This window comes from Thermaerobacter sp. PB12/4term (assembly GCF_003403315.2).
In the GTDB taxonomy this organism is placed as follows: domain Bacteria; phylum Bacillota; class Sulfobacillia; order Thermaerobacterales; family Thermaerobacteraceae; genus Thermaerobacter.
Map to the genome: position 1 here is coordinate 188,489 of NZ_CP048407.1, position 22,319 is coordinate 210,807.

14 protein-coding genes are annotated in these 22,319 nt (G+C 72.3%); 11 read left to right on the forward strand and 3 right to left on the reverse strand.

The window, feature by feature from the left end; genetic code table 11:
• Positions 1-13: 13 nt before the first annotated feature.
• The 7 genes from ftsE (at position 14) to uvrA (ending at position 11,897) form a co-directional block, all read left to right on the forward strand.
• Complete coding sequence (ftsE, locus tag DYI95_RS00835) at positions 14-700, forward strand: cell division ATP-binding protein FtsE (RefSeq protein ID WP_006904648.1); 687 nt, start codon at positions 14-16, stop codon at positions 698-700.
• Complete coding sequence (gene ftsX / locus DYI95_RS00840; protein ID WP_116901257.1) at positions 690-1,577, forward strand: permease-like cell division protein FtsX; 888 nt, start codon at positions 690-692, stop codon at positions 1,575-1,577. The genes ftsE and ftsX overlap by 11 nt, the downstream gene beginning before the upstream one ends.
• 291 nt (positions 1,578-1,868) lie before the next feature.
• Complete coding sequence (locus DYI95_RS00845) at positions 1,869-3,413, forward strand: murein hydrolase activator EnvC (protein ID WP_116901256.1); 1,545 nt, start codon at positions 1,869-1,871, stop codon at positions 3,411-3,413.
• A 650-nt stretch (positions 3,414-4,063) separates the two neighbouring features.
• Entirely contained in the window at positions 4,064-5,440 is a 1,377-nt protein-coding gene (locus tag DYI95_RS00850) for a S41 family peptidase (protein WP_116901255.1), read from the forward strand.
• Positions 5,437-6,711 (forward strand): PDZ domain-containing protein, encoded by a 1,275-nt coding sequence (locus DYI95_RS00855; RefSeq protein WP_116901254.1) that lies wholly within the window; start codon positions 5,437-5,439, stop codon positions 6,709-6,711. Before DYI95_RS00850 ends, DYI95_RS00855 begins: the two co-directional genes overlap by 4 nt.
• 127 nt (positions 6,712-6,838) lie before the next feature.
• The gene (uvrB, locus tag DYI95_RS00860) at positions 6,839-8,926 is read left to right on the forward strand and encodes an excinuclease ABC subunit UvrB (RefSeq protein WP_116901253.1); all 2,088 of its coding nucleotides are present in this window, start codon (positions 6,839-6,841) and stop codon (positions 8,924-8,926) included.
• Between the two features lie 4 nt (positions 8,927-8,930).
• On the forward strand, positions 8,931-11,897 hold the full coding sequence (uvrA, locus tag DYI95_RS00865) for an excinuclease ABC subunit UvrA (protein ID WP_116901252.1): 2,967 nt from the start codon (positions 8,931-8,933) through the stop codon (positions 11,895-11,897).
• Positions 11,898-11,908: 11 nt separating this feature from the next.
• On the opposite strand, the gene DYI95_RS00870 is transcribed toward uvrA, so the two are convergent.
• Entirely contained in the window at positions 11,909-13,282 is a 1,374-nt protein-coding gene (locus tag DYI95_RS00870) for an AI-2E family transporter (RefSeq protein ID WP_116901251.1), read from the reverse strand.
• 204 nt (positions 13,283-13,486) lie between these two features.
• On the reverse strand, positions 13,487-14,734 hold the full coding sequence (locus tag DYI95_RS00875; protein ID WP_243149784.1) for a radical SAM protein: 1,248 nt from the start codon (positions 14,732-14,734) through the stop codon (positions 13,487-13,489).
• 169 nt (positions 14,735-14,903) lie between these two features.
• On the opposite strand from DYI95_RS00875, the gene uvrC reads away from it, so the two are divergent.
• From uvrC to DYI95_RS00895, 4 genes are all read left to right on the forward strand, one after another.
• Positions 14,904-17,270 (forward strand): excinuclease ABC subunit UvrC, encoded by a 2,367-nt coding sequence (gene uvrC, locus DYI95_RS00880; protein WP_243149785.1) that lies wholly within the window; start codon positions 14,904-14,906, stop codon positions 17,268-17,270.
• Between the two features lie 142 nt (positions 17,271-17,412).
• Positions 17,413-19,203 (forward strand): thiamine pyrophosphate-binding protein, encoded by a 1,791-nt coding sequence (locus DYI95_RS00885; protein ID WP_116901249.1) that lies wholly within the window; start codon positions 17,413-17,415, stop codon positions 19,201-19,203.
• A gap of 248 nt (positions 19,204-19,451) precedes the next feature.
• Complete coding sequence (locus tag DYI95_RS00890) at positions 19,452-20,999, forward strand: fused MFS/spermidine synthase (RefSeq protein ID WP_116901248.1); 1,548 nt, start codon at positions 19,452-19,454, stop codon at positions 20,997-20,999.
• A 24-nt stretch (positions 21,000-21,023) separates the two neighbouring features.
• Positions 21,024-21,374, forward strand: a complete 351-nt coding sequence (locus DYI95_RS00895) for a phage holin family protein (protein WP_116901247.1) — start codon at positions 21,024-21,026, stop codon at positions 21,372-21,374.
• 203 nt (positions 21,375-21,577) lie between these two features.
• On the opposite strand, the gene aroQ is transcribed toward DYI95_RS00895, so the two are convergent.
• Positions 21,578-22,177 carry a type II 3-dehydroquinate dehydratase gene (gene aroQ, locus DYI95_RS00900; RefSeq protein ID WP_243149786.1) on the reverse strand — a complete coding sequence of 200 codons (600 nt, stop codon included), beginning with the start codon at positions 22,175-22,177 and terminating at the stop codon, positions 21,578-21,580.
• Positions 22,178-22,319: the final 142 nt, after the last annotated feature.

Below are 22,319 nucleotides of genomic sequence, written 5' to 3' on the forward strand. Positions count from 1 at the left end.
GGTGGCACCCCCCGTGATCGAGTTCATCAATGTCAGCAAGGTCTACCCTAATGGCGTCACGGCGCTTCAGGATGTCAGCCTGCACATCGAACGCGGCGAGTTCGTGTTCCTGGTGGGGCCCTCGGGGGCGGGCAAGTCGACCCTGGTTCGCCTGATCTATCGCGAGGAGGTTCCCACCCGGGGCATCGTGCTGGTGGACGGCCTCAACGTGGGGCGGATGCGCCGCCGGGACGTGCCGTACCTGCGGCGCCAGATGGGCGTGGTTTTCCAGGACTTCAAGCTGCTGCCCAACCGCACGGCCTACGAAAACGTGGCCTTTGCCATGTTCGTCACGGGGCACACCCAGCGCCAGATCCGGCGCCGGGTGCCCGAGGTCCTGGAGCTGGTGGGCTTGCGGGACAAGGCCGGTGCCCTGCCGTCGGAACTGTCGGGCGGCGAGCAGCAGCGGGTGGCGGTGGCCCGGGCTGTGGTCAACCACCCCAAGATCCTGCTCGCCGATGAGCCGACGGGCAACCTGGATCCCGAGACGGCGTGGGGCATCATGGAGCTTCTGGTGGAGATCAACCGGCGCGGGACCACGGTGGTGGTGGCGACCCATGCCCACAACATCGTGAACGCCCTCAAGCGCCGCGTGGTGCGGGTTGAAGCCGGCCGCGTCATTGCCGATCAGACCCAGGGGGTGTACGAGCGTGCGATTTGAGACGCTCGGGTACTTCCTGCGCGAGGCGTTGACGGGGATCCGGCGCAACGGGTTCATGAGCTTTGCGTCGGCATCCACCGTGTTCGTTTCCCTGGTGGTGCTGAGCCTGCTGCTGGTGGTGGCGGCCAACGTCCGCCACCTGGCGGCCTACGTCGAGTCGCAGGTCGCGGTGGTGGCCTTCCTGGCGCCGGGTACCGGCCGCGCCGAGGGCCGGGCGCTCGAGCAGCGCATCGCCGGCATGGAGGGCGTGGCCGCCACACGGTTCGTCACCCGGGAAGAAGCCTTGCAGGACCTGAAGGCGATGTTCGGCGACCGCGCCGACCTGCTGGAGGGCGTGGAGCAGGAGAACCCGCTGCGCGACTCCATTGAAGTCCGCCTGGCGGATCCGCGCTATGGCGAGAAGGTGGCCGCGGCGCTGCGGCAGTCGGCTGGGGTGGAAGACGTCAAGTACCGCCGCGACCTGGCGGATCGCATCCGCCGCGTCGGTGACGCGGTGCGGACGGGTTCCGCCGTACTGGTGGGCTTGCTGGCGGTCACCACCCTGTTCCTCATCTCCAACACCATCCGGCTGACGGTGTACGCCCGCCGGCGGGAGATCCAGATCATGAAGCTGGTCGGTGCCACCGACTGGTTCATTCGCTGGCCCCTGATCATCGAAGGCATCCTACTGGGGCTGGCCGGGGCAGGGGCGGCGGCCGCTCTGGCCTGGTGGGGATATGACCGGCTGCTGGTCGAGGTGACCCGGGCGATGCCCTTCATCCCCCTGGTCCCGCGGGAGCCGCTGCTGCCGCAGGTGGCGCAGGTGGTGGTTCTGGGCGGTGCCCTCCTGGGGGCCCTGGGCAGCTCCTTGTCCCTGCGCCGGCACCTGCGGGTCTAAGCCGGGGCACGCCTTGGCCTAGCCCGAAGGGCTCCGGCCGAGGGGGCCGGCCGCAGGTGGAGGCGACGGTCGGGCCAGGTGCGACCGGGCCCGGTGCCCGGCCGGGCAGCCCGGCCTAGATCGCGTCCATCGCTCCTGCGTCACGGCGAGTCCGGCAAGTCGAGTCCGTTGTATCCATTCTTCAGAGGGGACGAACCGGCCGCGGGCGCGGCCGCTCCGGGGGTGGGCACCCCGGGCGGGCGGCCGCGCGGGTTCCCCACGGCCGGGGTTCATCCGGGGAGGGCATTGCGCATGGCGTGGCGGCGAGGGCCGTGGTTTGCTCGCTGGGGGGAGGACGAGCCCTGGGCCGGAAACGTGCAGCCCGGGGGTGTCCGCAAGCTCCTGGGGCGGGCGGGCACGAAGAGCTGCTCGCCGGGGACGGGCGCCGTCGACGGGTGCCGCGGCGAGGGGGCGCCGGTCGACGGAGGTGCGGTGGGAAGGCCGCTCCTGGTTCCCAACGCCGGGTCGTCCCCGGCCCGTGACGCTGGGGGCGAAGGGACGGGGGTCAGGACAGGGGAGGCTCCGGGCCGGCCGGGCCGCAACCGGAGGGCGGTGCGGCGCCGGGGGGCGCGGGCCGTCACGGTGCTGGTGGCGGCCGCCCTCGCGGCGGGGGTGCTGTCCGGGGTGGCGGGACCGGCGCCGGCTCCGGTACGGGCGGCCAGCTCCATCAGCGAGCTGCGCCAGAAGATCAACGATGCCAACGAGACCCTGCGCCAGCTGGAGCAGCGCCAGGCGGAAGCCCAGCGCAAGCTGAAGGCGCTCAAGCAGGATGAGGCCTCCATCGCCGAGCGGGTGCGGATTCTGGAGGCCCAGATCCGTGAAACCCGGGTGAAGCTGGCCGAGCTGACGGGGAAGGTGCGCGAGGCCGAGGCCCGGGTGGAAGCGAAGCAGCAGGAGATCGACGAGGCCACCCGCCAGCTGGAGCAACGGGAAGATTACGTGGCCCGGCGGATTCGGGCGATTCAAGAGAACGGCACCGTGGGCGTGCTGGAGGTTCTCTTCGAGGCCAACAGTTTCTCCGACTTCTTGACCCGCCTCGACCTCTTGAGCCAGATCCTGCGCCACGACCTGGACGTGATGGCCCAGGTGCAGGCGGAGCGGGAGCGCCTGGTGGCCGAGAAAAAGGAGCTGGACGCCGAGCGCCAGAAGCTGGTGGCGCTCAAGGCCGAGGTTGAGCGGCAGCAAAAGCAGCTCAACGCCACCGTTGCCAGCCACAAGGACGAGCTGGCCCGGCTGGCGGAACAGCGGCGGCGCATGGAAGAGCACCTGGAGGCCCTGGAGGCCGACTCCAAAGAAGTGGAAAGGCTGCTGAAGAACCTGCAGGCGGATCTGAAGCGCCAGCTGGAGGCGCTCAACCGCAACCGGGCGCCCCGGAGCGGGGGTCGCTTCCTGTGGCCGGTTCCCGGCGAGTACACCATCACCTCCGGGTTCAACCCGGCCCGCCGCCATCCCATCTACGGGACGGTGCGGCCCCACACGGGGATTGACATCGACGGCCAGGGGCCGCCGGACCCGAATCCCAGCACCTGGGATGAGATCGTGGCGGCCGACGACGGCGTCGTGGTGGCCTCGCGCTACATGCCGGGTTACGGTAACACCATCATCATCGCCCACGACGAGACGTACTCCACCCTGTACGGCCATCTGAGCCGCCGCTACGTGGAGCCGGGCCAGGTGGTGCGGCGGGGGCAGGTCATCGGGCTGATGGGCACCACGGGTGCGTCCACCGGAACCCACCTCCATTTTGAGGTTCGGGTCAACGGCCAGCCCGTCAACCCCATGCCGTACCTGCGTTGATGTCGCGGCATGGACGGGTGGGCCTGCGCTGACGGTGCGGTACGGTGACATCGGTGTACGGCGGTGGGTGGCGCCAAGCTGCCGGTGGGGCCGCCGGAGCCCCCCGAGCCGCCGGATTTGACGGAGCAGGGCCGGAAAGCCGGAGCCGGGTTCATCGCCGGGTTCTTCCGCGGGAACCCGGCCCGCTTGTCCTTGAGGGAGGCCGGACCTGTACCTTCACCGGCTGCGAACCCGAAGAACCGCCGGGGCCGGCCACCGCGCCCGCCGGTTCGGCCGGCGGCCGGCCCCAGCGCCGCCGTTCCTGCACCCGGGGCCGCCCCCCGCGCCTGGTGGCCCTGACCCGGCAACCGCCCCGCCACCCCGGCCCCGCCGCCCCGGAGCCGCCCCCTGACCCGCTGTCCCGCACCAGCCGGTTGCCGGCCCCGGCCCGGGCCTGCCGGTGGGGCCGTCGGGCGATGTGCTATCCTGAATTGAGTGAATCGAGATGGCCCTGCTGGCGTGACCCCGCCGGCCCTGGCCCTGCCGGCGAGGCCTTCGGGTACGCATCCGGGGGCTTCGCTCTCCGTCCCTCGACAGTGCGGGCGGAACGGCCGGGGGCATAGGCTGGTGGAGGCACGAGCCTCGCACCGGCTGGGAGGATCGGAACCACGATGACGTCCTTCGGCCATTCCTTCGACACCGGACCGGCCGGGCGGGAGGGGGACCGCCCGGTCTTGACCTTGCGCCAGGCGCTGGCCGGCGCGCTGATCCTGGTCGTCCTGACGGCGGTGGTGACCCTGGCCGTCTCCGACCGGGTGGAAGGCTTCTGGCTCCGCCTCTTCCCCCAGAGCGTGGCCCTCACCGATGCCGAAAAGCAGCAGCTGCTGGACGAGCTGGTGCGCTCGCCCAACTTCGACCGGTTCCTCACGGTGTTTCAACTGGTGAGGAACCAGTACGTCGACCCGCTGCCTGTGGACCAGCTGCTGGAAGGAGCCACCCGGGGGGTGGTCGAGGCCACGGGGGATCCCTTCTCCGCCTATTTCGATCCGCAGGAGTTTCGCGAGTTCCAGATCGACGTATCGGGCCACTACAGCGGGATCGGCGTGGTGGTGTCGGAGGGGAAGGATGGTGGCGTGGTCGTCCAGACCCCCTTCGAAGGCTCGCCGGGAGCCACCACGCCCTTCGAGGGAGCGGGACCGGACGATCCCGTGGGCCTGCGGCCGGGGGACGTGATCATCAGCGTCGACGGGCAGGACGTCACCGGGGAGAGCGTGGAGGCGGTGGCCCGGCGCATCCGCGGGCCCGAGGGAACCCAGGTCACCCTGGAGGTGCTGCGGGAGGGCTATGACAAGCCGCTGAAGTTCGTCCTGACGCGCCGCAACATCGACGTGCCGTCGGTCCAGGCCCACATGCTGGACGGGAAGATCGGCTACATCCACCTGACCCAGTTCCTGCCCGATACCCCCGACGACTTCGATGCAGCGCTGGACGAGCTGCGCCGGCAGGGCATGCAGGGTCTCATCCTGGACCTGCGCAACAACCCCGGGGGCGAGCTCCAGGCGGTGGTGCGCATCGCGGACCGGCTCCTGCCCCGGGGGCCCATCGTCCACATCGAGTACCGCCATCGCGGCCGGGAGACCCACTCTTCCGACGCCGGGGCCCTGGGCCTGCCGCTGGCGGTCCTGGTCAACCAGGGCAGCGCCAGTGCCTCGGAGATCCTGGCGGGTGCCATCCAGGATTACGGCGTCGGGGTGCTGGTGGGCGAGCACACCTTCGGCAAAGGCACCGTGCAGACGGTGTGGCCGCTGGACGGCAAAGGCCGGGCCGGCCTGGGCCGGCGGGGGGAAGAGGGGGCGGGCGTCAAGCTGACCGTGGCCCGTTACCTGACACCGAAGGAACGACCCATCGTCATGGGCAAGGGGATCGAGCCCGACGTGCACGTGCCCTTCGACCTGGAAAACCTGGAGGGGATGGGCGACCTGCGCCGCGACCCGCAGCTCCGGGCAGCCTACCAGCGGGTTGAGCAGATGGTCGCCGGCGGCGCATGAAGGGGTCTCTCGAGCTCTGGGGATTGCCTCTCGGGGAGCTGGCCCGGCTGCTGGCCGCCGACACCCTGCCGGCGGCCCTTCTCAACCCGGGCACGGCGCCCCTCTTCCTCCTGGTCCTGGGGTTGGTGGCCTTTCAGTACGCCCGCATCGGGCAGATGGAAGCTCGGCTCTACGGCCGCCCGCTGGTGCCGTTGTGGCACCGGGTGCTGACGGCCATCGCGGCGGGCTTGCTGGGCGGATTCATCGGAGGGCTGGTGATCACGGCGGCCGGCGTGGTGCTCGAGCCCCGGGACGTCACCCCGCTGTGGCCCGTGGCGCTGGGGCTGGCGCTCATCCGGCCGCGCTTCCTTTGCTTTGCCTACGCCACCGGGTTGATCGGGGCCAGCCACCTGCTGCTGGGGTGGCCCCAGGTCCATGTGCCGGGACTGGTGGCCCTGGTGGGGGCGTTGCACCTGGCCGAGGCCGTGCTGGTATACGTCGACGGGGCCGAGGGGGCCACGCCGGTCCTGGCGCGCAACGGTCGCGGCGAGGTGGTGGGCGGGTTCCTCCTGCAGCGGTTCTGGCCGGTGCCGGCGGCCATCCTGGTGCTGGTCAACCTGACGGCGCCGGGCGGTGGCATCGAGATGCCCTCCTGGTGGCCGCTGGTCGGACCCGCCGATCCTGCGCGGTTGAACGCTGCGGGCTGGATCGTGGTCGCTCTGCCCCTCGTAGCGGGCCTTGGCTACTCCGACCTGGCCCTGACGGCCACCCCGGGCACCCGCTCCCGCCAAACGGCTCTGGTGATGGTCCTGTACAGCGCCGCCCTGGTGGCCATGGCGGCTCTGGCGGAGCGGGACGCCCGGTGGCTGTGGCCGGCCGTCCTGGCGTCGCCGCTCCTGCACGAAGGAATGATCCAGCTGGGAATTGCCCGCGAGCGGTGGGGGCGCCCCCTCTTTGGCCCGCCCGCCCAGGGGGCCCGGGTGCTCTGGGTCTGGCCGCGGTCGCCGGCAGCGGCGCTGGGCTTGCAAGCGGGCGACGTGATCCTCACGGCCAACGGGCGGCCGGTGCGCAGGGAGAGCGATCTGCGGGCCGTGTCCATGGACCTGTGGGAGGGGCCGCTGCGGGTCTTCGACCTGGAGCTCGAGATCCAGCGAGGCAACCGGCGCCTGACCCGTCGGCTGCAGCGTTTCGACCCCGGGGCACCCTTCGGGGCGCTGCTGGTGCCCCCGCCGGGGGATCCGGTGTCGCCGCTGATCGACCTGGGCCGTGGCAAACACTTGTTTGGCGCTTGACAACAGGGGTACACTGGAAGGCGCACCGGCTGGCCCACTGCGGCGGCTGCAGGGGCCCCGCGACCAGGCCCGGGTGGCCGGGGGCAGGTGCTGCCGTGCAAGCAGCAGGGGATGGGGAGGTGGAAGCATGCCTGCGTTCAAGGTGGTGGCCGAATTCGAGCCCCGGGGGGATCAGCCCAAGGCCATCGAGGCCATCAGCCGTGCCTTCCGGGAGGGGGCGCAGGTGGTGACCCTGCTGGGCGCCACGGGCACAGGGAAGACGGCCACCATGGCGTGGGTCATCGAGCAACTGCAGCTCCCCACCCTGGTCATCGCCCACAACAAGACCCTGGCGGGCCAGCTGGCCGCGGAGTTCAAGCAGTTCTTCCCCCATAACGCGGTGGAGTACTTCGTCAGTTACTACGACTACTACCAGCCCGAGGCCTACGTGCCCCAGACGGACACCTACATCGAGAAGGATGCGCTCATCAACGACGAGATCGACAAGCTGCGCCACTCGGCCACCAGCAGCCTGTTCGAGCGCAAGGACGTCATCGTGGTGGCCAGTGTCTCCTGCATCTACGGCCTGGGCGCGCCGGAAGACTACCGGGACCTGGTGCTGTCGCTGCGGGTGGGCAACGAGATGCCCCGGGAACAGATCCTGCGCAAGCTGGTGGACATCCAGTACGCGCGCAACGACGTGGACTTCCAGCGGGGCACCTTCCGGGTGCGGGGCGACGTGATCGAGATCTTCCCGGCGTCCATGGCCGAGCGGGCCATCCGGGTGGAGCTCTTCGGCGATGAGATCGACCGGCTGGCGGAGATCGACGCCCTGACGGGAGAGGTGCTGGCCTACCGGGACCACGTGGCGATCTACCCGGCCAGCCACTACGTCACCCACGAGTGGAAGCTCAAGCGGGCCATCGAGTCCATCGAGCGGGAGCTGGAACAGCGGCTGGCGGAGCTGCGGGCCAGGGACAAGCTGCTTGAGGCCCAGCGCCTGGAGCAGCGCACCCGGTACGACCTGGAGATGCTGCGCGAGGTGGGCTACTGCAGCGGCATCGAGAACTACTCGCGCCACCTGACCGGGCGGTCGCCCGGCGAGCCGCCCTACACCTTGCTGGATTACTTCCCCCGGCCCTTTCTGTGCATCATCGACGAATCCCACGTGACCATCCCCCAGCTGCGGGCCATGTACGAGGGGGAGATGTCCCGCAAGGACTCGCTGATCGAATACGGCTTCCGGTTGCCGTCCGCCCGGGACAACCGGCCGCTCAAGTTCGAGGAGTTCTGGGAGAAGGTCGGGCAGGTGCTCTTCGTCTCGGCCACGCCGGGGCCCTTCGAGCGGGAGCACTCCGACGTGATCGTGGAGCAGATCGTCCGGCCTACAGGCCTTCTGGACCCCGAGATCGAGGTGCGTCCCACCCGGGGGCAGATCGAGGACCTGCTGGGGGAGATCCGCCAGCGGGTCGAACGCGGCCACCGGGTGCTGGTGACCACCCTGACCAAGCGCATGGCCGAAGACCTGACGGACTACTTGCGGGAGATGGGCATCAAGGTCCGCTACCTCCATTCGGAGGTCGACACCCTGGAGCGGATGGAGATCATCCGCGACCTGCGCCTGGGCGTGTTCGACGTGCTGGTGGGCATCAACCTGCTGCGGGAGGGGCTTGACCTGCCCGAGGTCTCCCTGGTGGCCATCCTGGACGCGGACAAGGAAGGGTACCTGCGGTCGACCACCGCCCTGATCCAGACCATCGGGCGGGCGGCCCGCAACGTGGAAGGCAAGGTCATCATGTATGCCGACACCATCACCGATTCCATGCGCCAGGCCATCGAGGAGACCTACCGGCGGCGCAAGATCCAGGAGGAATACAACCGCCGGCACGGGATCACGCCCCAGACGGTGCGCAAGGCGGTGCGGGACGTGATCGAGGCGACCCATGCTGCGGAGCGGCCGCCGGAGTACCTGGCGGGGAAGCGGCTCTCCGACCTGCCCCGCCACCAGATTCCCGAGATCGTCAAGAAGCTGCGCAAGGAGATGGAAGAGGCGGCGCGGGATCTGGAGTTCGAGCGGGCGGCCCTCCTGCGCGACATGATTCTGGAGCTGGAGGCGCGCCGCTTGGGCCAGCCGGTCGGCCGGGACACCCTGCGGGCGGCGGCCACCGCCGGCGCCGGGGGCGGCCCATCCCCCGCCGCCCGGCGCCGGGGCCGGGCCGGGCGCGCCGGCAGGTGAGAGCATGGCACAGGACCGGATCGTCATCCGCGGGGCGCGGCAGCACAACCTGAAGAACATCGACCTGGAGCTGCCCCGGGACAAGCTGATCGTCCTCACCGGCCTCAGCGGCAGCGGCAAGAGCTCGCTGGCCTTCGACACCCTCTATGCCGAGGGCCAGCGGCGGTACGTGGAATCGCTGTCCGCCTACGCCCGCCAGTTTCTGGGCCAGATGGACAAGCCGGACGTGGACATGATCGAGGGGCTGTCGCCGGCCATCTCCATCGACCAGAAGACCACGACCCGCAACCCCCGCTCCACCGTGGGCACGGTGACGGAGATCTACGACTACCTGCGGCTGCTCTTCGCCCGGGTGGGGCATCCCCATTGCCCCAACTGCGGCCGGCCCATCAGCCAGCAGACGGTGGAGCAGATGGTGGACCGGGTGCTGGAGCTGCCCGAAGGCACCCGGGTGCAGGTCCTGGCGCCCCTGGTCCGGGGGCGGAAGGGCGAGCACGAGAAGGTCTTCGACGAGGCCCGGCGGGCCGGGTTCGTCCGGGTGCGGGTGGACGGCCAGGTGCGGGAGCTGGCCGAGCTGCCGCCGGGTTTCAAGCTGGAGAAGAACAAGAAACACACCATTGAAGTGGTGGTCGACCGCATCGTGGTGCGGCCGGGGGCCCGGTCCCGCCTAGCCGACTCCATCGAGACGGCCCTGGGGCTGGCCGACGGGCTGGTGCTGATCGATGTGCTGGACGGGGAGGCCATGCTCTTCAGCCAGCGCTTTGCCTGCCCCGAGTGCGGCACCAGCCTGGAAGAGCTCAGCCCCCGCATGTTCTCCTTCAACAGCCCGTACGGGGCTTGCCCGGAGTGCTCCGGGCTGGGCAGCCGGCTGGAGATCGACCCCGAGCTGGTGATCCCCGACCGGCGCAAGTCCCTGGCAGCCGGCGCGGTGGTGCCCTGGAGCCGGGGAACCTCCAACTACTACCCGCAGCTGCTGATGGCGGTGGCGCGCCACTTCGGGGTCGACTGGGAGGCGCCACTGGAGGAGGCGGGGGAGGAGTTCATCCGGGTGCTGCTCTACGGCACCCCGGAACCCATCCGCTTCCGCTACGAGAACCGGTACGGGCGGGTGCGGGACCGGTACGTCCAGTTCGACGGCGTGGTGGCCAACCTGGAGCGGCGCTACCGGGAAGCCACCACGGACTTCCAGCGGGAAGAGATCGAGCAGTACATGAGCGCCCACCCCTGCCCGGCCTGCCGCGGGGCCCGCCTGCGGCCCGAATCCCTGGCGGTCACCGTGGGAGGCAAGAACATCGCCCAGGTGACGGCCATGTCCGTGCGCCAGCTGCTGGGCTTCCTGGACCAACTCCGGCTGACGGAGCGGGAGGCGGTGATCGCCCGGGAGGTCATCAAGGAGATCCGGGCGCGGCTCCACTTCCTGGCCGACGTGGGGCTGGATTACCTCACCCTGGACCGCCCGGCCGGCACCCTGTCGGGCGGCGAGGCCCAGCGCATCCGGCTGGCCACCCAGATCGGGTCGGGCCTGGTGGGCGTGCTCTACATCCTGGACGAACCCAGCATCGGCCTGCACCAGCGGGACAACGCGCGGTTGATCGCCACGCTGCAGCGCCTCCGGGACCTGGGCAACACCCTGGTGGTGGTGGAGCACGACCAGGACATGATGGAGGCCGCCGACTTCATCGTCGACATCGGGCCGGGTGCCGGGGAGCACGGCGGCCGGGTGGTGGTGGCCGGCACGCTTCAGGATGTGATCCGCTGCCCCGAGTCGGTGACGGGCCAGTACCTCTCGGGCCGCCGGGCCATCCCGGTGCCGGAACGGCGGCGGCAGCCCAATGGCCGGTGGCTGGTGGTGAAGGGAGCGCGGGAGCACAACCTCAAGGGCATCGACGTGCGCTTCCCCCTCAACCTGCTGGTGTGTGTAACGGGCGTGTCGGGCAGCGGCAAGTCGACCCTGGTCAACGACATCCTCTACCGGCGCCTGGCCCAGCACGTCTACGGCACCAGGACGCGGCCCGGCGAGCACGAGGGCATCGAGGGCCTGGAACACGTCCGCAAGGTGGTCAACGTAGACCAGTCGCCCATCGGGCGGACGCCGCGGTCGAACCCCGCCACCTACACCGGCGTCTTCGACTTCATCCGCGAGCTTTTCGCGGCCACCCCCGAGGCCCGGATGCGGGGTTACACCAAGGGACGGTTCAGCTTCAACGTGCGGGGCGGCCGCTGCGAGGCCTGCAAGGGCGACGGCATCATCAAGATCGAGATGCACTTCCTGCCCGACGTCTACGTGCCGTGTGAGGTGTGCAAGGGCAAGCGATACAACCGCGAGACCCTGGAGATCAAGTACAAGGGCAAGTCCATCGCCGACGTGCTGGACATGACGGTGGAAGAGGCGCTGGAGTTCTTTGCCGCGGTGCCCCGGGTGCAGCGGAAGCTGCAAACCCTGTACGACGTGGGGCTGGGGTACATCCGGCTGGGCCAGCCGGCCACGGAGCTCTCCGGCGGGGAAGCCCAGCGGGTCAAGCTGGCCACCGAGCTCTCCCGCCGGTCCGACGGCGGCACGGTCTACATCCTGGACGAGCCGACCACGGGGCTGCACTTCGCCGACATTCACCGGCTGGTGGACGTGCTGCAGCGGCTGGTGGACGCCGGGGACACGGTGATCGTCATCGAGCACAACCTGGACGTGGTCAAGGTGGCCGACTGGGTCATCGACCTGGGGCCCGAGGGGGGCGACGGTGGCGGCCGGGTGGTGGCCGAGGGGCCGCCCGAGGCCATCATGGCCGAACCCGCCTCGTACACGGGCCGGTTCCTGCGCCAGCATCTGGAGCGCCAGGCCGGCCGGTCGGGCACGGGCGGGCAGCTGCCCGGGGCGGCGCCGCCGGATGGGATGGCCGCCGTGGACGGCCTGGCCACCGGGGATCGCCCGGCCTCCCGGGACGGCGGCGCCGTGGCCCGGGCCGCGGGGCGATAAACCGGCCGCTCTCAGGCGGGCCGGCGGGTGATGACGACCCGCGGGCCGCGGGCGGGGGGCGGCGGGTCTTGCCCCTCGCGGGCCGGTTCCTGCTCGCGGCGTTCCGGGGGCAGGGGCCCGGGCGATCCGGCACCGGCCGGTTCGTTCGCCTCGCGGCCCGGGTCTTCAGCGTCCCCGGGCGGGGCTGGAGCTTGAGCCCCCACGGGGCGGGGCGCACGACTGGGGCGGCGGGGTTTCCCCCGGTTGCCCCCACCGCCGGGTTCGCCGGGGTCCGGGTCGGGCGGGTTGAACTCCCGCAGCAGTGCCTGGGCGACGGCGGCCACCGGCACCGCCAGGATCGCCCCCAGGACACCGGCCACTTCGTAGCCGGCCAGCAGGGCCAGCAGGGTGGCCAGGGGGTGGAGCCCGACGGCCTGGCCCGTGATGCGGGGCACCAGCAGGTTGCCCTCCACTTGCTGGACCACGATGAAGAACAGGGTCACGTAGAGGACGGCAGGCCACGGCTGGAACAGGGCCACCAGGATGGCCGGGATGGCACCCAGGACGGCGCCCACGATGGGCAGCAGCTCCATAACCCCCGCGATGACGCCCAGCAGGGCCGGGTAAGGAATGCCCAGAAGGCTCATGCCGATTCCGACCACCAGGCCGATGATCAGGCCCAGCAGCAGCTGGCCCCGCAGGTAGCCGCCGAAGACCCGCAAGGCCACCGACTGGGCGCGGCGGACGGGCCGGCGGTACCGGGCGGGCAGGTAACCCAGCATCTGCCTGTTGAGCCCGGAACCGTCGACCACCAGGTAGATGGAGATCACCAGCACCAGCACGGCGTTGGCCAGGGTGGTGCCGATGCCGGTGACCAGCGCGGTCACGCCGGCCAGGATGCGGTTGGTGCTGCCGGCCACCCGCTGCAGGAACTGGCCGGCGAGATCCTGGGGCTCCACGCTGACCCCGTAGCGCGCCAGGAATTCCCGCAGGAGCTCCATGTAGTTTTGCAGGATGGGCACCGCTTCCGCCACCTGCTGCCGGTAGCGCGGCACGGACCAGAACAGCTCCTGGGCCTGCTCCTTGATGGGGCCGGCCAGGTAGACCACGCCCAGGGCCAGCAGCGCAACAAAAGCCAGGTAGAGCAACAGGGCGGCCAGGGCCCGGCTGCGCATGCCCCGCTCCAGGAAGCTGACGGCCGGTTCCAGCAGAAACGCCAGCACCCCCGCCAGTCCGAGCAGGGCCAGGGTGCGGCCAAAGTGGGAGAGCACCCACCAGACGAGCCAGAGCACACCCGCGCCGGCCAGGATGTTGAGGAGCCCCACCAGGGTGGACCAGGCCGGCCCGGCCGGCCCCGGCGCTCCCGCCGGGGGTAAGGCCGGCTGCTTGGGCGGTTCCGTCGCCAACGACCATCCCTCCGCCGCCCGAAATGACCTGCATCCGTGCACCCAGCGCCGCGCCCGGATGCATGCACAAACCGGATCCTTAAGAGCTACCGGCCCATCTTCGACGGTAGCGCCGCCGGTTTCCTTCTCCATAGACGGTATGGTCACCAGGCCGGCAGATTATTTTGACTTCATCCTTCGCGGGGCCGGCGATGCAGGCCGGCTTCAAACGCCGGGCAACGGCAGGGCGATCTGGCCGGGAACACCGCGGGATCGCCGGTCCCGGTGCCCGGGGCGGACCGGGCGACCGGGCGCAGGGGTGCGGCCCGAGGCGCCGGCCGGCTTCCTGTCCCGGGTGGCGGCGCGGGCAGGCTGTTCCAACCCGCCGGCGGTGGCGGAGCGCTGGGCGGTGCCGGGCTGGCGGGTGGCAGGCCCGGGGCCTGCCGGCCGGTTCGCCCGCGGGAGCATCGGGAGGAGGGCCGTCACGCCCGCCATGGCGGCGACGGGCACCGTGGTAACCGGGGCAGGGGGCCGGGTGGGGGCGGCCGCCCGGCCGGCGTCACCGCTGGCGGAAGGGGCGGTCCCGGCCGGCGGGGTGACCCGGTGTACACCGTCCGGCCGCGGTCCGGCCAGACCCCACCGGGTTTTCAACTCTTCGACCCGCCGGAGCACGCTTTCCCGGTAGAAGGGTGCCGCCTCCCTCCCCCGATAGAGGGCCCGGTACATGGGCATCAAATCGGGCCGCAACCGAGCCAGGGCCGGGAAGACCCACTCCCGCACGCCGGGCGCCAGGTGCATGACCCCCGGCCACAGGAAGGCCGCCCCGTGCTGCGCGGCCGCTTTCACCACGGCTTCCAGGTGGAGCCGGTCGTCGGTGATGCCGGGCAGGATGGGGGCCAGGAAGACGCCAGCCCGGATTCCAGCGGCCCGCAGGCGCTCCAGGACCCGCAGCCGCTGAGCCGGGTGGGGGGTGCCGGGCTCCAGCTGGCGCCACAGGCCGGGATCGACCGTCGGGATGGAGATGTTCACCGTGCAGCCCGCCCGGCGGCTGGCCTCGGCCAGCAGGTCCAGGTCGCGCAGGACCAGGGTGTTTTTCGTGGTGATGGAGAAGGGGGTTTCGGCGTCGATCAGTGCCCGCAGGATGCCGCGCATCAAACGGTATTTCCCCTCGATGGGCTGGTAAGGGTCGGTGGCGGTGCCGATGGCCACCATCTCCCGGTTCCAGCCCGGCCGGGCCAGGTCCCGGCGCAGGGCTTCCACCGCACCCTGCTTCACGAAGATCACCGATTCGAAGTCCAGGCCGCCGTCGAGCCCCAGATAGGGATGGGTTGCGCGGGCATAGCAGTACACGCAGCCGTGGGTGCACCCGCGGTAGGGGTTGATGCTCCACTGAAAGGGCATTCCGGAGACGCGGTTGACCAGGCTCTTACAGGGCAGCCAGCGGTACTGGATGCGGCGAGTGCGGGGACGCACGGGACCACCACCTCCCTGCCGACCTGGACCGGGTGCGAACATGCGTTCCCTGCCAGGCATTGTAGGAGGGAATGGGTGTTCGGTCAAGGGCTGCGGATCGTGCTATCATCAAATCTGCGGCGAGAGAAGCCCGCCGGGAGACGGGCCAAACCGGGCGAAAGGAGGCGGGATGGTGCCGGACAGGCGACAGCGCGGCGAACCCCAGCCCCCGTCGGGGGGTGGGGCGGTGGCCACCGGCGAGCTCGGGCCCGCGGGCGAGCGCGGGCCAGCGGGCGGGTTGGGGCCCGCCGGCCAGCGGGGTCCCGCGGCCGAACCGGTGCCCTCCGGCCGGCCCGTTCTCCCCGGGGACCCGGTGCCCGCCCGCCATCCGGAGCCGCCCGGCGGGACGGGGGGGACAGGAGCGTCCCTCCGCCAGCGGGCTGCGGACCTGCCCGAGCAGCCCGGCGTGTACCTGTTCAAGGACGCCCAGGGCCAGGTGCTCTACGTGGGCAAGGCGCGCTCCCTGCGCCAGCGGGTCCGGTCGTATTTCCAGTCCTCCCGCCACCTGCCGGCCCGCATCCAGCGCATGGTGGAGCGGGCGGCCGGCCTGGAGTTCATCGTGACCCGCAACGAGGTCGAGGCGCTGGTTCTGGAAAACACCCTGATCAAGCGGTACCGGCCGCGCTACAACGTCCGGCTGCGGGACGACAAGACCTATCCCTACCTGAAGGTCCACGTCCATGAGGACTGGCCCCGGGTCAGCATCGCACGGCAGGTGCAGGACGATGGCGCCCGCTACTTCGGGCCCTACACCTACTCCGCGTCGCTGCAGGAAGCCCTGCGGCTGATCCGCCGGGTCTTCCCCTACCGCAGCTGCTCCGATCACCGGCTGCGGCGGGGCGGCCGGCCGTGCCTGCACTACTACATCGGCCGCTGCCTGGCTCCGTGTGCCGCCCTGTGCGACCGGGACCGGTACGACGCCATGATCCGCGACCTCATCGCCTTCCTGGAGGGCCGGTCGCGGGAGGTCCTGGAACGGGTGGAGGCGGAGATGCAGGCCGCCGCCGCCCGCTGGGAGTTCGAGCGGGCCGCCGAGCTGCGCGACCAGCTGCGGGCGCTGCACCAGGTCCTGGAGCGGCAGCAGGTGGCCAGCCCCCGCCGGGCGGAGGAAGATGCCATCGGCATCGCCCGCCAGGGCGACCGGGCCCACGCCCAGGTCTTCTTCGTGCGGGAAGGACGGATCATCGGTCGCGAGCAGCTGTCCATGACGGGCGTCGACGGCCTAGACGACGGGGAGCTGCTGGCGGCGTTCCTGACCCAGTACTACGGGCGGGCGACCTTCGTTCCGCGGGAGATCCTGCTGCCCGCCGAGCTGCCCCCGGGCGAGGCGGAGGTCATCGGCCGGTGGCTCAGCCAGCGCCGGGGTGTTCAGGTGCGCCTGCACCGGCCCCAGCGGGGCACCAGGCGCCGGTGGGTCGAACTGGCCGAGCACAACGCCCGCCTGCTGCTGGCCCAGGCGGAGACGGACGACCAGGTGCGCCAGGACCGGGCCCGGCGGGCCCTGGAGGAGCTGGCCCGATACCTGGACCTGGACGAGCCGCCGCGGCGCATCGAGTGCTACGACATCTCCAACTTCCAGGGTGCCCAGCCGGTCGGCTCCATGGTGGTGATGATCCGCGGCGAGCCGGCCAAGGCCGAATACCGCCGCTTCCGCATCCGCACGGTGGAAGCACCCAACGACTTCGCCAGCATGCAGGAGGTGCTCTACCGCCGCCTGCGGCGCGGCCTGGAGGCCCAGGGGGTGCCCGTGGAAGGCGACGTGCCCTCCACGGCCGGCGCCGGGGAAGGCGACCTGCCGGCCTCCGGGGCCCCGGCCGGGGAGACCCCCGCGGCACCGCCGCTTGCGCCCGGCCAGGCCGGCGCGGGTGAGGCAGGGGCGGGACAGGCCGGGGCCGACCGGGCCGGGGCGGGTCTCTCCGGGACCGCCGTCGGCGGAGCCGGCCGGACTCCCGCCGGCGATCCCGGCGCCGCGGAGCTGCGGGGCTTTGCCGACCTGCCGGACCTGATCCTGATCGACGGGGGCAAGGGGCAGCTGTCGGCCGCCCAGGAGGTCCTGGACCGCCTGGGGCTGGTGGACATTCCCGTCTTCGCCCTGGCCAAGCGGTTCGAGCTGGTTTACGCTCCGGACCGGCCGGATCCCATCGTGATCCCGCGGGACTCCCCCGCGCTGCACCTGCTGCAGCGGATCCGGGACGAGGCCCACCGCTTCGCCTTGAGCTACCACCGGCAGCTGCGCCAGCGGGCCGGGTTGCACTCGGTGCTGGAGGAACTGCCGGGCATCGGGTCCCGGCGGAGGAAGGCGCTGCTGGAGGCCTTCGGCTCCCTGGAGGCCATCGCCCGGGCAAGCGAGGACGAGCTGGCGGCCGTACCGGGGATGAACCGGGCGGCGGCCCGCACCGTTTACCGGGCCTTCCACCGCCTTCCCACACCGGACACCGGCCCGCCCGGCGGCGATGCCGGGGAAACAGCCACCGGCGGTGGTGGCGATCCCGCCTGAGGGACGGGCTCCCTGCACGCCCGGCGGGATGCCGGGCCAGGGGTGAGCCGGGACCCGCAGGGTGCCGCCGGGGCCGGTTCCGCCAACCGTGGGCCCCGAGCGCCCCCGCTCGCCAATTCGGAAACGTGAGGAAGTGAGGACCATGGACCGCTTCTGGGAACAAGGGCTCATCAGCCGCCTGCGCCCCTATGAGCCGGCTCTGGTGGTGACGGCCGGGGAGCCCCTGCCCGCCCCCCTGGCGGCCGCCGCCGCCGACGGTGCCGCCCGAGCCACGGGGCGGCCGGCGGTGCTGGTGGCCGGGTCGGGCGCGGAACTGAACGGGATGCTCCCGGCCCTGGCCGTAGCCGACGCCGATTCCGTCCCCCTGGTGGTGCTGGTCCGGGGCGGCACCGCCGCTGACCTGGAGGCCGGCCGGGAGCGGGCGGGTGCCCTGCCTGACACCCTGCGCCTCACCGAGCCGGTCACCGGCTGGAACACCCGGGTGGACCGGCCGGAGGACCTGGACCTGGTGCTGGAGGCCGCCTTCACCGACCTCGCCCGGCGCCGCCCCCGCCCGCTGCTCATCGAGCTGGCCGTCGAGGCCTTGCCGCGCCTGACCGCCGTCCCCCCGTCGGGGACCGCTTCAGGACCGGCTGCCGCCCGGCGGTGGGCCGGCGCCCCGGGCCCCGCCGTTGGGGAGGAACCGACCGGAGACCCGGCCGCGGGTCTGGCCGGGGGCCTTCTTGCCGGCCTGTCCGGCCCGGGCGACGGTGGGGGCGATCCGGCCGGCGGCCGGGCCGGCCAGACTGGTGCGGACGGCGCGTACGGTGACCCGGCCGGACCCGGAGGGCGGCGGGACGGCACGGCCGGGCCCGAGACCTTCGTCGACCGCCGCTGGATCGACCAGGTGGCGGCAGCCCTGGTGCGGGGCCGGCAGCCGGCCATCATCGCCGGGGGCGGCGCTGCAGGGGCTGCCGAAAGCCTGCGGCGGCTGGCCGAAACCCTGGGTGCGCCCGTCTTCCTGACCCTGGCCGGCCGGGGGCTGCTCCCGGCGGAACACCCCCTGGCCGTCGAGGGACTGGGTGCCGCCCCCGCCCGGCGCTGGCTGGAGGAGGCCGACGTGCTGCTGGTGGTGGGCACCACCCTGTCCCCGGCCGAGCACGGCGACCTGCAGCTGAAGGGGCGGGTGGTGCACATCGACCGGGATGCCGAGCGGCTCGGCCGCAACACGCCCGTCTGGCTGGCCCTGCCGGGCGATGCCGCCCCTGTGCTGGCTGCTCTGGCCCGGCGGGTGGAAGCCGAGCAGGCCCGTCCGGGCGGGCCCGAGGTCTACCTGGGCGCCACCGGGCCCGAGCAGCGCCGCCGGGAGGTGGCCCGGCTCAAGGATGACCTGGCTGCCGCACCCCAGATGGTGCCGGAGGCTATAGCCGCCTGGTTCGCCGGCCTGGAACCGCGCCTGACGGCGGCCGAACCCGGGGCCCTTAGCGTGGTCGAAGCCAACCTGCTGCCGGTCCCCGGTCCCCGGTCCCTGCTGGTGCCGGTCCGCCTGGGCCAGCCCGGTTACGCCATCCCGGCCGCCTGGGGGGCCGTACGGGCCACCGGGCGCCCGGCCCGCGCCATCACCTCGCCGGCCGGCCTGCTGGCGGCGGCCGCGGTGCTGCCCTGGATCGCCTCCCTGGGCGCCGGCCTGGAGATCCTGGTCCGGCTGGACGCGGGGGATGAGGGCGAGGAACCGGGCGTGCCGCTGGACGGCCGGCCCGGCCTGCCGGGTGGGGTGACGGGGCTGCCAGGAGCCGGTGGCGGGCAGGGCCTGGGCTCCGCGGTGGCAGCGTTCTTCCGCCGGGCGGCCGGGGCATTCCGGCTGGAGTGGGACGAACCCGGCCCCCGCGGGGCCGTTCCCTTTGCCCGGCTGCGCCCCGCGGAGCCGGCCGGCCAGGGGGCGGGAGGTTTCTAGCGGCCCGGTAGGGGCCGGAAGGGCCCGCGGCGAAGCCTCTTCCCGGTGCACAACCTGCGCCTGCCAAAGCCGGTGCGGCGGGGCACGGGAGCGCCCCGGCGCCCCTGGGCGTGCCCCCTGGCCCGCCCGGCCGGAGCGGTGCCTGGCTGCCGGTAGGAATAGGGAAGGCTCGGGAGAGGTCGGCGGGGCGGCAGCCCGCGCGCCCGTGCTTGGGGGCTGCCCGCCGGCCGCCGGGATGGAGGCATGTCATGCTGGCCCTGACCGCGTTCTTTGCCGGGGCCGTCCTGATGGCCCTCGAACTGCTGGGCAGCCGGCTCCTGGCGCCGAGCCTGGGGAGTTCCATTTTCGTCTGGGGCAGTCTGATCGGCGTAGTGCTGGCCGCCCTTAGCGCCGGTTACGCCCTGGGCGGCCTGGCGGCCGACCGCTGGCCGGCCCGGGCGGGTCCGGCCCTGGTGCTGGTGCTGGCCGGCGCCTGGATCCTGGTGCTGGCCGCCCGTGGCGAAGCCTGGGTCGCCGCCCTGGCGGGCCGGGTGGCGGACCCCCGCTGGGGGGCGCTGCTGGCCTCGGCGGTCCTGTTCCTCCCGCCGGGGCTTCTGCTGGGCAGCATCTCGCCCTGGCTGGTGCGGCTGGCCGCTCCGGCCACCTACCGGCTGGGCCGGGTGGCGGGGAACCTCTACGCCGTCTCCAACGCCGGGAGCATCGCCGGGACCCTGGCCACCGCCTTCTGGCTGATCCCCCTTTTGCCGGCGGCCACCATCCTCAAGGCGCTGGCGGCCATCCTGGCGGGCGCCGCCGTGCTGCTGGCCGGGCGGCGCCACCTGGCGGTGGCCCTGCCGGCGGCGGCGGTGCTGGGGGTGGCCGTGGTGCCAGCCCCGGCTCCCGCCGCGGTGACCGCGGACGGGGCCAGGGTGGTCTACCAGCGCAACACCCTCTACCACCACCTGCGGGTGGAAGACCGGGAGGACAGCCGCTTCTTGCGCTTTGACAACTCGTGGCAGAGCGGCATGTACCTCCACGATCCGGTGACCGCCCGGTTCGCCTACACGGACGTGATGCATGCCGGCTGGGCGCTCAAGCCCGACGCCCGGCGGGTCCTGCTGGTGGGTCTGGGGGGCGGCTCGATCCCCAAGCGGGTGCTGGCGTCCTATCCCGACGTCACCATCGATGTGGCCGAACTGGACCCGGTGGTGGTCGACGTGGCCCGACGGTTCTTCCACCTGCCCGGCGACCCGCGGCTGCGGGTGTACGTGGAGGACGGCCGCCGGTTCATCCGGCGGGCGCCCCAGCGGTATGACCTGGTGCTGCTTGACGCCTACTACGCCGATGCCATCCCCTTTCACCTGACCACCCGCCAGTTCCTGGAGGAAGTGCGGTCCCGGCTGGCGCCGGGGGGCGTCGTGGTGGCCAACGTCATCGGGGCGCTGGAAGGACCGCGCAGCGCCCTGCTGCGGGCCTTTTACCGCACCTACCGGGAGGTCTTCCCCGAGGTGTACCTGATGCCCGTTCTGCCGGTGGAACCGGCGGAGCTGCAGAACGTGATCCTCCTGGCCCGGGACGACCAGGGGGAGCCCGGCCCCCTGGACGGGGAGGAACTGGCCCGGGCGGTGGAGGCGTGGGCGGCCCGCCACCCGGAACTGGAGGCGCTGGCCGCGGCGGCCCGGTGGATCTATGACCGGCCGGTGCCGGTGGACGATGTTCCGGTGCTGCAGGACGATTACGCGCCCGTGGACGCCCTGCTGCACTTTGAGCGGGACAACCCGCTGCCGGACGTGCTCCGGCCGGGCGGCGGGAACTGAAGGAGCGTTGAAGGAGGGCGGCCGATGAACCTGCTGCTGCGCTGGCTGATCAGCGCCGGGTCCATCCTGCTGGTGGCCTGGCTGCTGGAGGGGATCGACGTCACGGGGCCGGGGGCGGCGCTGGTGGCCGCGCTGGTGCTGGGCCTGGTCAACGCGGTGATCCGGCCGGTGGTCCTGTTTCTCACCATGCCCATCGGCTGCGTGACCCTGGGCCTGTTTACCTTCGTGGTCAACGCCCTGATGTTCTGGTTGGTGGGGGCGGTGGTGGACGGCTTTGAGGTCCGGGGGTTCGTCCCCGCCCTGATCGGCTCCTTGCTGGTCAGCGTGATCAGCACGGTGGCCAGCCGCCTGTGGGCCGACCGGGGCGAGCGGTGACGGCAGCGGGGGCGGCAGCGCCGCGGCCAGCGCCGGCGGTCGCGGCGAGCGCTGAAGGCGGAACCGGGCCGGGACGCCGCCGCAAGCGGTGACGGCAGAGGCGGCGGGTCATGGCAGCGGCGCCCGGCGACGGGCCTCGGCGGGCGGGTCATGGCAGAGGCCACCGGTGACGGGCCACGGCCCGCGGTCACGGCCGCCGCCCCTCAGGGCCCCTCGGCGGTCCCGGCCCCGGGCCCGGGCGCCAGGCCGGCCAGGGCCAGCAGCCCCTCCAAGGCCAGCAGGTAGCCCGTCACCCCCAGCCCGCTGATCACGCCGCGGCAGGCGCCTGCCGTGAGCAGCCGGTGCCGGAAGGGCTCCCGGGCGTGAACGTTGCTGAGGTGCACCTCGATCACCGGCACCCCTAGGCCGGCGATGGCGGCCACCGCGTCCCGTAAGGCCACGCTGGTGTGGGCGTAACCGCCGGGGTTCAAGATCACGCCCAGGTACCGGCCGGGCGCCTGGTGCAGCCGGTCGATCAGCACGCCTTCGTGGTTGCTCTGAAAGCACTCTACGGGCACCCCGTAGCGGGCGGCCCGCCTTTGCAGCAAGGCGTCCAGTTCCGCCAGGCTGGTGTGCCCGTAGACCTCGGGTTCCCTGCGACCCAGCAGGTTCAGGTTGGGCCCGTGCAAGACCAGAACGGGCCGGCCCGGGGCAGGTTGCGGGCTGCCCCCAGGGCTGGCCTCGGCCGGCGCGGCGCCGGGGGATCCGTCCTGCCGGGCCGGGCCGGACGTTCCGGCCGGCCCGGGCTGAAAAGGGGTCGTCACCGCTTCGTCCACCTCGCCATCTGCCGGTTTTCCTGCCGTCACGGGTCCTGCCGTGGTCACCGTCCTGCTACCGTGCTGCGGCCTGCCGGGCCGCAGGATCGCCGGGAGGGCCGCCGCGACGGCCGCTCGGATGGTCGCCGAG

What these genes read in the sequence shown, in the direction of transcription:
- uvrA (WP_116901252.1), top strand. Translation starts at nt 8,931, where the DNA reads ATGGCACAGGACCGGATCGTCATCCGCGGGGCGCGGCAGCACAACCTG.
- DYI95_RS00885 (WP_116901249.1), top strand. Translation starts at nt 17,413, where the DNA reads ATGGACCGCTTCTGGGAACAAGGGCTCATCAGCCGCCTGCGCCCCTAT.
- DYI95_RS00845 (WP_116901256.1), top strand. Translation starts at nt 1,869, where the DNA reads ATGGCGTGGCGGCGAGGGCCGTGGTTTGCTCGCTGGGGGGAGGACGAG.
- DYI95_RS00855 (WP_116901254.1), top strand. Translation starts at nt 5,437, where the DNA reads ATGAAGGGGTCTCTCGAGCTCTGGGGATTGCCTCTCGGGGAGCTGGCC.
- DYI95_RS00850 (WP_116901255.1), top strand. Translation starts at nt 4,064, where the DNA reads ATGACGTCCTTCGGCCATTCCTTCGACACCGGACCGGCCGGGCGGGAG.
- uvrB (WP_116901253.1), top strand. Translation starts at nt 6,839, where the DNA reads ATGCCTGCGTTCAAGGTGGTGGCCGAATTCGAGCCCCGGGGGGATCAG.
- DYI95_RS00890 (WP_116901248.1), top strand. Translation starts at nt 19,452, where the DNA reads ATGCTGGCCCTGACCGCGTTCTTTGCCGGGGCCGTCCTGATGGCCCTC.
- uvrC (WP_243149785.1), top strand. Translation starts at nt 14,904, where the DNA reads ATGGTGCCGGACAGGCGACAGCGCGGCGAACCCCAGCCCCCGTCGGGG.
- DYI95_RS00895 (WP_116901247.1), top strand. Translation starts at nt 21,024, where the DNA reads ATGAACCTGCTGCTGCGCTGGCTGATCAGCGCCGGGTCCATCCTGCTG.